Annotated in this window: 7 protein-coding genes; 3 read left to right on the top strand and 4 right to left on the bottom strand. The window is 54.9% G+C overall.

Annotated elements, in window-relative coordinates; translation table 11 throughout:
- Positions 1 to 43: 43 nt before the first annotated feature.
- The 4 genes from spo0A to INF30_RS01425 all read right to left on the bottom strand — a co-directional run bounded on the left by spo0A (position 44) and on the right by INF30_RS01425 (position 3,954).
- Complete coding sequence (gene spo0A, locus INF30_RS01440) at positions 44 to 835, bottom strand: sporulation transcription factor Spo0A (protein ID WP_076777480.1); 792 nt, start codon at positions 833 to 835, stop codon at positions 44 to 46.
- Positions 836 to 949: 114 nt separating this feature from the next.
- On the bottom strand, positions 950 to 2,017 hold the full coding sequence (spoIVB, locus tag INF30_RS01435) for a SpoIVB peptidase (RefSeq protein ID WP_076777481.1): 1,068 nt from the start codon (positions 2,015 to 2,017) through the stop codon (positions 950 to 952).
- 92 nt (positions 2,018 to 2,109) lie between these two features.
- Positions 2,110 to 2,691 (bottom strand): ANTAR domain-containing response regulator, encoded by a 582-nt coding sequence (locus INF30_RS01430; protein ID WP_076777482.1) that lies wholly within the window; start codon positions 2,689 to 2,691, stop codon positions 2,110 to 2,112.
- Between the two features lie 36 nt (positions 2,692 to 2,727).
- On the bottom strand, positions 2,728 to 3,954 hold the full coding sequence (locus INF30_RS01425) for a glutamine synthetase family protein (RefSeq protein ID WP_330391081.1): 1,227 nt from the start codon (positions 3,952 to 3,954) through the stop codon (positions 2,728 to 2,730).
- Between the two features lie 476 nt (positions 3,955 to 4,430).
- Between INF30_RS01425 and INF30_RS01420 the strand changes: the two genes are divergently transcribed.
- The 3 genes from INF30_RS01420 to gltB are packed head-to-tail and all read left to right on the top strand — an operon-like array spanning position 4,431 to position 12,705.
- Positions 4,431 to 6,524 (top strand): glutamine synthetase III family protein, encoded by a 2,094-nt coding sequence (locus INF30_RS01420; RefSeq protein WP_226394001.1) that lies wholly within the window; start codon positions 4,431 to 4,433, stop codon positions 6,522 to 6,524.
- 45 nt (positions 6,525 to 6,569) lie between these two features.
- The gene (asnB, locus tag INF30_RS01415; RefSeq protein ID WP_226394000.1) at positions 6,570 to 8,150 is read left to right on the top strand and encodes an asparagine synthase B; all 1,581 of its coding nucleotides are present in this window, start codon (positions 6,570 to 6,572) and stop codon (positions 8,148 to 8,150) included.
- A 34-nt stretch (positions 8,151 to 8,184) separates the two neighbouring features.
- On the top strand, positions 8,185 to 12,705 hold the full coding sequence (gene gltB / locus INF30_RS01410) for a glutamate synthase large subunit (RefSeq protein WP_226393999.1): 4,521 nt from the start codon (positions 8,185 to 8,187) through the stop codon (positions 12,703 to 12,705).
- The last annotated feature ends 15 nt before the right edge of the window (positions 12,706 to 12,720 follow it).

Genomic DNA, 12,720 nt, shown 5'->3' with positions numbered 1-12,720 from the left:
TATATATAGTTATTATACCGTATTTTTATTCAGATGAAAAGGGTTATCTGTTTTTATATTCCAGGCGCAGCGTATCTGCGATCAGCGCGATAAACTCGGAGTTTGTGGGCTTTCCCTTGCCATTGCTCACCGTGTATCCGAACAGTTCATCCAGAGTGTCCAGCTTTCCTCTGCTCCAGGCCACCTCGATGGCATGCCGTATAGCCCTCTCCACCCGGCTGGCCGTTGTCTGGTGATGTTTGGCCACTGTGGGATAGAGAACTTTCGTCACGGCGTTCAGCACATCCATATCTTCCACTGCCATCATAATGGCGTCCCTCAGATAGTGATACCCCTTGATATGGGCGGGAATGCCGATCTCGTGGATCATATCCGTCACCCTTGTCTCCAGGTTGGCCTCCTCCTGCTCCGGACTTTGGGCAGCAGCATCCAGGCCGTGGATATAGCTCGTCCTCCCCTTCTGGGTGACCTGCTTGATCCGCTCCAGGATCACCTCATTCTTAAAAGGCTTCATAACATAGTACATGGCCCCTTTGTTGAAAGCGTCCTCTGTAATCCGCTCCTGGCCCACAGCTGTGACTATGATAAAATACGGGCGTTTTTTCAAAGTTTTGTCATGGTTGACGGCGTCCATCACGCCAAGTCCGTCCATTTTAGGCATGATCAGATCAAGCAGGACAACATCCGGCTCTTTTTCCCGGATCACCCGGCACATATCCTCACCGTTGTCCGCCTTCCCCACAAGGCTCAGGTCTTTATCGCTGCTGACGATTTCGCCAAGCAGCTCCAGAATTCTCTCGTTGTCGTCGGCGATTGCTACACGAATCTCTCCCATTCCATAAATCCTCCTATCTATTCTTGAAAAACTGTCAAGGAAAATTATAGAATTACAAGAATGCGAAATCAAGGATTTAGGGTCGGAAGATCTCGACACCTTCCCACTATTTTCTTAACTTTCGATATGTTTCAACATGTCCTGGATAAAGATGCCGTATCCCTCCTCCGGGCTGTTCACAAACACGTGGGTCACCGCTCCGATCAGCTTCCCGTTCTGGATAATGGGACTGCCGCTCATTCCCTGGACGATCCCTCCTGTGAGCTCCAGCAGCTTTTCATCTGTCACTTCCAGCATGATCTTTTTGTTCGCTTCCTGGGCATTCCTGTCAACTTTTGTAATACGGATCTTGTAATCTTCCACCGTGCCGCTGACCGCACAGCGAATGACGGCCTCCCCCTCTTGTATCTCACTTTCGTCGCCGGCTGGTTCCAGAGGCCGGGTGTCTGTGAAGAGGGTATCCACTCTGTCCAGCGTACCGTAAATGCCGTCCTCTGTGTTCTCATTAATACTTCCAAGAATATTGTAATTGTTGTAGATGATCACGCCTTCCATGCCTCCCGGCGTCCCGTCTTTTCCCTTCTTAATATCCTTGATGCTGGTGGTGTAGAGAAGACCGTCGGAGGCGTCCAGAAGCTGGCCGGTATCTGTATCCCTGATGCCGTGCCCCAGCGCCCCGAACTGGCTGTCCGCATTCAGGAAAGTGACTGTGCCAAGTCCCTGGGCATTATCCCGCACCCAGATCCCCAGCTTGTACTCATCCCTGCCGCAGTGGACCGCCTTCATGCGGATGGCGATTTCCTGCTCATCCCGGCGCACCTTCAGCACCACTTCCTCTTTGTCCAATGCGGCCACTGCCTCCACCAGCTGGGATTTGTTCGAGATCTTCTCATCGTCGAGGCCAATGATATAGTCTCCCTCCTGTACCAGATCTGCAGCCGGCTCATACTCCTGTCCATCCTCCCCCTCGATCTTCTCTGTCCCCAGCACCAGCGCTCCCTCTGTCTCCAGATAGATCCCCACAGGCATACCTCCGGGGATCAAAAGCTCATCGGAAGTGTCCGCATTTACTTCTTTTTCCAGACTGGCCCTGCTCTCCTCGATCAGGTACCAGCTTCCTCCCACCGAAATGGTGAACACAAGGATCATGATCAAAATTCGTCTGTACCAATATCTTCGCATACTATCGTCTCCATACTGCCGCCCCTCATGTGGAGGCGTTTTATCGTTAGTATGCGAAGGAGGAAAACTTTTACACTGGTAATAAATGGCTGTCAGTTCTCCCTGAGGATCTCCTCCGCGATCCGGATCTTTTTCACGCACCGGTCCATGGCTGCTTTTTCTATATATCTGTGGGCATCCGGCTCGCTCATCTTCCGCTGGTCCACGAGAAGCCATTTGGCCCGGTCAATGGTCTGCTGTTCCTGCATCCGCTCCTTCATCCTGCGCATCTCTTTCTCCAGCTTTCTGATCTTCATCTGGACCGCGCTCAGCATTTTGACGGATGTGTAAAGGCTCTGCCGCGTGGTGGGCCTTGCCAGGGTGACGATGCCGTAGTCCTCCACCTGGGAAGACACCTGCTCGTACATCTCTGCCTTGACCAGAAGCAGGATCCCTGTCTCATGCTGCTCTGCTATGTCAACGGCGGCCTGTATGCCGAAATCATCTTTCAGCGGTGTGTTGATGATGAGGATATCGTAAGTTTGGCTGACCAGCATCCGTTTTGCATCCCCCATGGTGGACACGTAAGAGATATCTCTGTACTGAGGGCCGGGGAGCACATCCTTCACCACGGAGGCCATCTTGTCTGACGCAGAAGCCACCAGTACGCGGTATGCCGCTTTTTCTGCTGTCATGTTCTTCCCACTCCTTTATCTTTGTCCATATATCTGTCAGTGTGTCTCAGGCGGGTTCTTGTAGGCAGCCAGATAGCTTTCCGGCAGCACCCGTTTCACGAGGGTGCCTGCAGCTGCCGCGTCCCAGGCCTCCCCCCGGCTCTCCGGCAGTTTTTTCAGCTGGTCTGTCACATCGTGGTCTGCTGTGTACAGATTGACATTGGCCGGTTTCTGGAGAGGCAGCTTTCTCTCAATGCCGTCCATGCCGGCGTAGATCAGAAGGGCAAAGGCGAGATAAGGATTGGCTGTGGGATCAGGGGAGCGAAGCTCGATCCTCTTCTTCCCGCTCTTCACGGCCGGGATGCGGATCAGCTGGGAGCGGTTTTCCGGGGACCAGGTCACATATTTGGGCGCTTTCTTCTCCCCCAGCCTCCGGTAGGAGTCCTCTGAAGGATTCAGGAACAGGGTGATCTCACGTATATGCTCCAGGATGCCTGTCATAAACTGTCCATTGCAGTCCGATCCATCCTCGCATCTCACTGACATATTGATATGCATGCCGTTGCCCGCATATTCCTTGATAGGTTTCGGGGAGAAGTCGGCGTACAGTCCGTTGCCCATGGCGGCCGTACTCACCACCCATTTAAAGGAAGCCGTATTGTCTGCGGCAGTGAGGGGATCGCTGTACTGGAAATCGATCTCGTTCTGCCCCGGCCCTTCCTCGTGGTGGGAGGCCTCCGGCTCGATGCCCATGTCGATGAGGGTAAAGCAGATCTCCCGGCGGATATTCTCTCCTTTGTCCTCCGGGGCCACATCCATGTAGCCGGCCCTGTCAAAGGGGATCTTTGTGGCATTTCCATTCTCATCCGTCTGGAAAAGGTAGAATTCCACCTCCGTTCCAAAATCGATCTTCAGCCCCTTCTCCTTTGCTTTTTCCACGGCTTTCTTTAATATATAACGGCTGTCCTTCTCGTACAGGGTTCCATCCGGGTAACGGATGTCGCAGTACATCCTGGCCACCCTGCCTGTGGAAGGCCGCCACGGAAGAATAGAAAAGGTGGACGGGTCCGGGTGGAGAAAGAGGTCGCTCTTCACTTCACCGCCAAAGCCTGCCACAGCGGAGGCGTCAAAAGAGATCCCCTCCTTAAAGGCCCGCTCCAGCTGACCGGACATGATAGAAATATTTTTCTGCACGCCAAAGGCGTCAAAAAAGGCAAGCCGGATAAATTTCACATCCTCCTCATCCACGAATGTCATAACCTTTTCGTACTGATACATATCCATATTCAATCCTCCTTTTATATCTGCATATGATAAAAAGGCGCCTTCTGAAAGAGAAAGATACGCATACGCGAGAACTTTCTCTACCTTCAGATGAACGCCTTTGCCCATATTCTCTGTCTCTCATATTTCTTCTGACACAGGATATGCATTTTCACCTGCACACTATGTCATTACAGTAAAAAATATAGCGGATTTCCTTTTCCATGTCAACTTTTGAGGGGACGTCCTTGTGGATTGTACGGAAATAAATACAAGAAAACATTTGACAAATCATTCTCCCGGCAGTATAGTTACAGGCAAAGAACGGCAACGGTGTCGCAGAAATTACCCCTTTTTTCTGCGCGCCGTTTTTTCTTTTACTTTTGTATGCGGCAATGGAGTCGCTTCTTTCGCCCCGGGGATGGCCACACTGGGACGAAGGAGTCTCCATTGCCGCTTTTTTAATTCTAATTAAAATGAAAAGGAGTCAGAGAGTCATGAGTACAGCAGCAGAAAAATTTGGTTCAATGGTTTTCGATGAGTCTGTCATGAAGGAACGCCTTCCAAAGGAGACCTTCCGGCAGCTTCAGCGCACGATGAAAGACGGAAGGAGCCTGGACATAAATATTGCCAACGTAGTCGCCAACGCCATGAAAGACTGGGCGATTGAAAAGGGAGTCACACACTACACCCACTGGTTCCAGCCCATGACAGGCATAACAGCCGAAAAGCACGACAGCTTCATCAGCCCGGATGTGGACGGAAAAGTCATCATGGAATTTTCCGGCAAAGAGCTGGTGCAGGGTGAACCGGACGCCTCCTCCTTCCCGTCGGGAGGACTTCGGGCCACCTTTGAGGCCAGAGGATACACAGCCTGGGACCCCACAGCCTACGCCTTCATCAAGAACGGTGTCCTGTGCATCCCCACGGCCTTCTGCTCCTACAGCGGCCACGCGCTCGACAAGAAAACGCCTCTTTTGCGGAGCATGCAGGCCATCAACCGCCAGGCTCTCCGGGTTGTGCATCTCTTCGGAAATGAGGATGTGAAATCCGTAAAGACAACGGTAGGCCCGGAGCAGGAATATTTCCTGGTAGATAAAAAGTATTATGAGGAAAGAAAAGACCTGATCTACACCGGCAGGACCCTCTTCGGAGCACCCGCTCCCAAGGGCCAGGAACTGGAGGACCACTACTTCGGCACCATCAAATCCCGCGTCCAGGCATATATGAAGGAACTCAATGAAGAACTCTGGAAGCTGGGAATCCTGGCCAAGACAGAGCACAACGAGGTGGCTCCCGCACAGCACGAGCTGGCGCCCATCTTCACCACTACCAACATTGCCACAGACCACAACCAGCTGATGATGGAGCTGATGCAGCGGATCGCCAAGAAGCACGACCTTGTCTGCCTTCTCCACGAGAAGCCCTTTGAGGGCATCAACGGAAGCGGCAAGCACAACAACTGGTCTATCTCCACGGACACCGGCATCAATCTTCTTGAGCCCGGCGACACGCCCTCCGAGAACGCCCAGTTCCTCCTCTTCCTCTGCGCGGTCATCAAGGCTGTGGATGAGTACCAGGATCTCCTGCGCCTGTCCGCCGCTTCAGCCGGAAACGACCACAGACTGGGGGCAAACGAGGCGCCGCCGGCCGTCATCTCCATGTTCCTTGGCGATGAGCTGACCGAAATCCTCAAGGCCATTGAAAACGAAGAGTCCTACGACGGAAAGGAAAAAGAGCTGATGCGTGTCGGCGTACACGTTCTTCCCAAGTTCCCCAAAGACTCCACAGACCGGAACAGGACATCACCCTTTGCCTTTACCGGAAATAAATTCGAGTTCCGCATGCTGGGCTCCTCCGCTTCCATCTCAGGCCCCAACGTGATCCTGAACACGGCGGTGGCAGAAGAGTTGAAGCAGTTCGCCGACATCCTGGAGAGCGCGGACGATTTCGAGACCGCCCTCCACGACCTGATACGGGATACAATCCGGGACCACAAGCGGATCATCTTCAACGGAAACGGCTACGACGACGCATGGCTTGAGGAGGCCGAAAAGAGAGGTCTTCTGAACCTGCGCACCACGCCGGACGCACTGCCCTGCTTCCTCCACGAGAAGAACGTGAAACTGTTCACCTCCCACAAGGTGTTCAGCGAGGAAGAAATGCAGTCCCGCTATGAGATCATGATGGAAAATTACGTGAAGGTGCTGCACATCGAGGCCCTGACCATGGCCGAGATGGCTGAGCGGGATATCCTCCCGGCAGTCAGTGGATACGCACACTCACTCACGGATACTGTACTCGCAAAGCGCTCTCTCGGAGCTGAGATCGACACATCCTATGAATACAGCACAGTCAAGAAGATCTCCTCTCTCACTGCTTCCGCCTACGAGAAGCTGGAGACATTGAAGAGGGTTGCCAGCGAGGCAGGAACCATTTCCGATTTCGAGAAGGAGGCCTTCTACTACAGAGATATGGTCATCCCGGCCATGGACGCCCTCCGCGGCGACATGGATCTGCTGGAGACCATGACAGACACATCTGTATGGCCATTCCCGACTTACGGAAAGCTGCTCTTTGGCATCATCTAGGCAGAGCGCCTGATTTATAAAAATCAAATCCCGGAGGTAACATCTATGTGTTCAATCATGGGGTACTGTTCACCCAGTGCCGATCACGATCTATTCAAGGAGGGATTTGACCGCACCATCTCGAGAGGACCGGACGACAGCCGGATCATCGATACCGGCTTCGGCCTTCTCGGTTTTCACAGACTTGCGATCATGGGACTTACAGGAGAAGGGATGCAGCCCTTCTCCCTTTGCGGTCATACCCTTGTATGCAACGGAGAAATATATGGCTTCAGAAAAATGAAAAAAAAGCTGGAGGAGAAAGGCTATACCTTTAAGAGTGACAGCGACTGCGAAATCCTTCTCCCCCTCTACAAGGAATACGGGACAGACATGTTTGGCATGCTGGATGCAGAGTACGCTCTCATCCTCTTTGACGGCGACACGAGATCATACATAGCGGCAAGGGACCCCATCGGGATCCGCCCTCTCTACTATGGCTATGACAAAGACGGCGCCGCTATTTTCGCAAGCGAGGCCAAGAACCTGGTGGGACTGACCGATAAGATCATGCCCTTCCCGCCCGGACATTACTATAAGGACGGGGAATTCATCTGCTACCGCGATATCACTGCGGTTTCCTCTGTCTGTACGGATGACACGGAGGAGGTCTGCAGGAACATCCACGACAAGCTGGTGGAAGGCATCCGCAAGAGACTGGACGCGGACGCTCCCCTTGGCTTCCTCTTAAGCGGAGGCCTGGACTCCTCTCTCGTGTGCGCTGTGTCAGCCCGCATCCTTGGCCGCCCCATCCGCACTTTTGCCATCGGCATGAGCGAGGACGCCATTGACTTAAAGTACGCAAAGGAAGTGGCGGACTATATCGGCAGCGACCACACAGAGGTCATCATCACAAAGGAGGATGTGCTTCATGCCCTGCCGGATGTCATCAAAGCTCTCGGCACATTTGACATCACTACCATCCGCGCTTCCATGGGCATGTACCTTCTCTGCAGGGCCATCCACGAGAAGACAGATGTGCGGGTCCTCATGACCGGAGAGATCTCAGACGAGCTCTTCGGCTACAAATATACAGACTTCGCCCCCTCACCGGAGGCCTTCCAAAAAGAGTCTGTCAAGAGAGTCCACGAGCTCCACATGTACGATGTGCTCCGGGCTGACCGGTGTATCAGCGTGAACTCCATGGAGGCACGTGTTCCCTTCGGCGACCTGGATTTTGTCTCCTACGTCATGGGCGTGGATCCATCTAAGAAAATGAACATCTATAACAAAGGAAAATATCTTCTCCGCCATGCCTTTGAGGGAGACTATCTCCCCCACGACATCCTGATGCGTGAGAAGGCCGCCTTCTCCGACGCAGTGGGCCACTCCATGGTGGATTATCTGAAGGAATACGCAGAGGGCTGCTATTCCGATGAAGAATTTGAAGAAAAACGGAAACAATATACACATGCAGCTCCCTTCACAAAGGAGTCCCTCCTGTACCGGGAGATCTTTGAGAAGTACTATCCCGGACAGTCTGAGATGATCACGGACTTCTGGATGCCCAACAAAGAGTGGGAGGGCTGCGATGTGGATGATCCTTCCGCAAGAGTACTCTCCAACTACGGAGCAAGCGGCGTTTAGACAAAAGCGCCGCAACACGAAAGGAGTTTTCTATATGAACCAGGAAAATCAAACTTTATATCAGAGCAGTTTTGAGCACGATGCCTGCGGCATCGGAGCTGTTGTCAGTATCGACGGCGTAAAGGAATACAAAATTCTGGACGACGCCCTTACGATCGTAGAAAAACTGGAACACCGCGCAGGCAAAGACGCCACTGGACAGGTTGGTGACGGAGTGGGGATCCTGACGCAGATTTCCCACTCCTTTTTTTCCAAAGCCGCCGCACAGGCAGGCATTTCCCTGGGAGATGAGAGGGATTATGGCGTAGGCATGTTCTTCTTCCCCCAGGACACACTGAAGCGGAATTTTTCCCGGAAAATGTTTGAGGTCATTTTAGAAAAAAGCGGCCTTAGACTGCTTGGCTGGAGAAAGGTGCCGGTCCACCCGGAGATACTGGGAGACTACGCCAGAGAGCGCATGCCCTACATCATGCAGTGCTTTGTGGAGAGGCCGGCGGACTGCCCAAAGGGCATCGACTTTGACCGCCGTCTCTACATCGCCAGAAGAGAGTTCGAGCAGAGCTGCGAGGACACCTACGTGGCCTCCCTCTCCTCCCGCACCATCGTGTACAAGGGCATGTTCCTTGTGGGACAGCTCCGCCGGTTCTACGACGACCTGCAGGATACGGACTATCGCACGGCTATCGCCATGGTCCACTCCCGCTTCTCCACCAACACGACACCCAGCTGGGAGAGGGCTCACCCCAACCGCCTGATCCTCCACAACGGGGAGATCAACACCATCCGAGGCAACGCGGACCGCATGCTGGCCAGGGAGGAGACCATGCACTCTTCTGTCATCTCAGACGACATCGACAAGGTACTTCCGGTCATCGGCAGCAGCGGCTCTGACTCCGCCATGCTGGACAACACCCTGGAGTTCCTCTACATGAACGGTATGGACCTTCCCCTGGCCGTCATGATCACCATCCCGGAGCCCTGGAGGCATGACCGGTACATGGATGAGAAGAAAAAAGATTTCTACCACTACTACGCCACCATGATGGAGCCCTGGGACGGCCCTGCGGCCATCCTCTTCTCAGACGGAGATATCCTGGGTGCTGTGCTGGACCGGAACGGACTTCGTCCCTCCAGGTACTACATCACAGACGACCGGCACCTCATCCTCTCCTCCGAGGTGGGCGTGCTGGATCTCCCGGCGGAGCACGTGGTGGAGAAATCCAGGCTGCAGCCGGGAAAGATCCTCCTCGTGGACACGAAGAAGAAAAAGCTTATCTCTGACGAGGAGTGCAAGGAGTACTACTCCACCCGCCAGCCCTACGGCGAATGGCTGGACCTGAACCTGCTCTACTTAAAGGACATCCCGGTCCCCAACAAGAAGGTGCCGGTCCACAGCCAGGTGAGAAGGGACCAGCTCTACAAGGTCTTCGGCTACACCTACGAGGACGTGAAGGATGTGCTCCTTCCCATGGCGACAAACGGGTCCGAGGCCACAGCCTCCATGGGGACTGACATTCCCCTGGCTGTGCTGTCGGAGAAGCATCCGCCTCTCTCCCACTATTTTAAACAGCTCTTTGCTCAGGTGACCAATCCGCCTATCGACTCTCTCCGGGAGGAGATCGTCACAGACACCACGGTGTACATCGGCTCAGACGGAAACCTGCTGGAGGAGGCGAGCGGCAACTGTACTGTGCTGGAGGTGAAGAACCCCATCCTCACCGGTGTGGACATGATGAAGATCAAGTCCCTGGACCGCCCGGGCTTTAAGAGCGCCGTGGTCTCCCTTCTCTATTTCAAGAATACCTCTCTTGAGAAGGCGCTGGACCAGCTCTTTGTCAGCTGCGACCGGGCCTACACGAAGGGGGCCAACATCATCATCCTCTCCGACCGGGGCGTGGATGAGAACCATGTGGCCATCCCCTCCCTCCTGGCTGTCTCCGCCATGGAGCAGCACCTGATCCGGACAAAGAAGAGGACCGCTGTCTCCATCATCCTGGAGAGCGGCGAGCCCAGGGACGTGCACCAGTTCGCCACCATCCTTGGCTACGGCGCCCGGGCTGTCAATCCCTATCTGGCTCACGAGTGCATCTCCGAGCTCATAGACAGGGGTATCCTGGATAAAGACTACCACACAGCCATCCACGACTACAACGAGGCTGTTCTCCACGGCATCGTGAAGATCGCGGCTAAGATGGGCATTTCCACCCTCCAGTCCTACCAGTCCGCCCAGATCTTCGAGGCTGTGGGCATCAGCAAGGAAGTCATAGACAAATACTTTACCAACACTGTCAGCCGGGTAGGCGGCATCAGCATGAAGGACATCAATGACGACGTGATCGCCCGCCACAACAAGGCCTTTGATCCGCTGGACCTGGGCGTGGATACCACGCTGGACAGCACCGGCTTCCACAGGCTGAGAAGCGGCGAGGACAAGGAGGACCACCTCTACAATCCCGCCACCATCATCGCCCTCCAGCAGGCCACACAGAACGGCGACTATGACAGGTTTAAGGAATATACGGCCATGGTGGACGACGAGACCCGTCCCCACACCCTGCGGGGTCTTCTGGCCTTCCAGTTCCCGGAGGACGGGGGCATCCCCATCGACGAGGTGGAGCCCGCCTCTGAGATTGTCAAGCACTTTAAGACAGGGGCCATGTCCTACGGCTCCATCTCCGAGGAGGCCCACGAGTGCATGGCCATTGCCATGAACCGGCTGGGCGGCAAGTCCAACTCAGGCGAGGGCGGCGAGAAGCCGGAGCGCCTTGGAACGGAGAAAAACAGCGCCATCAAGCAGGTGGCCTCAGGGCGCTTTGGCGTCACAAGCGAGTACCTGGTGAGCGCAAAGGAGATCCAGATCAAAATGGCCCAGGGCGCAAAGCCCGGAGAAGGCGGACATCTGCCCGGTAAGAAGGTATACCCCTGGATCGCAAAGACCCGCTACTCTACCCCAGGCGTGTCCCTGATCTCCCCTCCGCCGCACCACGATATCTACTCCATCGAGGATCTGGCGCAGCTCATCTATGACCTGAAGAACGCCAACAGAAAGGCCCGGATCGCTGTCAAACTGGTGTCCGAGGCAGGCGTCGGCACCATCGCCTCCGGCGTGGCCAAGGCAGGCGCCCAGGTTGTGCTCATCTCCGGCTACGACGGAGGTACAGGAGCTGCGCCCCAGAGCTCCATCCATCACGCGGGACTTCCCTGGGAGCTGGGCCTTGCTGAGACGCATCAGACGCTGATACAGAACCACTTGAGGAGCCGTGTAGTCATCGAGACAGACGGCAAGCTCATGAGCGGCCGGGATGTGGCCATTGCCGCCCTGCTTGGCGCTGAGGAGTTCGGCTTTGCCACCGCTCCCCTTGTGACCATGGGCTGCATGATGATGCGTGTCTGCAATCTGGACACCTGCCCTGTGGGCGTTGCCACCCAAAACGAGTGCCTGCGCAAGCGCTTCAAGGGCAAACCGGAGTACGTCATGAACTTCATGCTCTTCATGGCCCAGGAGCTGCGGGAGATCATGGCAAAGCTTGGCTTCCGCACTCTCTCTGAGATGGTGGGACACACGGAATGTCTGAAGGTGAGGGAGAACTGTACGATCCCGAGGGCGAAAAAGGTAGACCTCTCAAGGATCCTCTGCTCCTCCCCGGAGGGCAGCGCAGTTCACTTCAACCCGGAGGATGTCTTTGACTTTGAACTGGAGAAGACCGTGGACGAGGCCATTCTCCTGCCCCGCTTTGAGAAGGCTCTGAAGAGCGGCAGGAAGCACAGCGAGAGCATCCGCGTGAACAGCGTGAACCGCTCTGTGGGAACCATCCTGGGATCCGAGATCACGGCCGCCTTCAAGAACACACTCAAGGACGACACCTTCAAGGTACACTGCACCGGAGGCGGCGGGCAGTCCTTCGGCGCCTTTATCCCCAAGGGTCTGACCCTGACGCTGGAGGGAGACGCCAACGACTACTTCGGCAAAGGCCTGTCAGGCGGAAAGCTGATCGTGTATCCGTCCAGACACAGCACTTTTAAGGCCTCCGAGAACATCATAATCGGAAACGTGGCCCTCTACGGCGCCACATCCGGTAAGGCCTATGTGTGCGGTGTGGCCGGCGAGCGCTTCTGCGTCCGCAACTCCGGCGCCACAGCAGTGGCCGAGGGCTGCGGCGACCACGGCCTGGAATACATGACAGGAGGCTGCGCGGTGATCCTTGGAAAAACCGGCAAAAACTTTGCCGCGGGCATGAGCGGCGGCACAGCCTATGTGCTGGATATGGATCACCAGCTCTACAAAAAGCTGAACAAGGATATGGTAACCATGTCTGAGGTGACAGAAAAGCACGACATCGCAGAGCTGAAAAATATACTGAAGGACTACGAGAAGGAGACCTCTTCCGCTCTCGCAAAGGATATCCTGGAGCATTTCGGAGACTATCTGCCGGGATTTAAGAAGATCCTTCCCAACGATTACCAGCGCATGCTCCACGCCATCAGCAAGTACGAAGAGAAGGGTCTCTCCCACGAAGACGCGGCGCTTGAAGCATTTTACGAGATCCAGAAATAGTCCAAAGGAGGAAGA

It is taken from the genome of Claveliimonas monacensis (genome assembly GCF_014982975.1).
GTDB classification, from domain to species: domain Bacteria; phylum Bacillota; class Clostridia; order Lachnospirales; family Lachnospiraceae; genus Claveliimonas; species Claveliimonas monacensis.
This window is presented reverse-complemented; position numbering and strand designations above follow the sequence as displayed.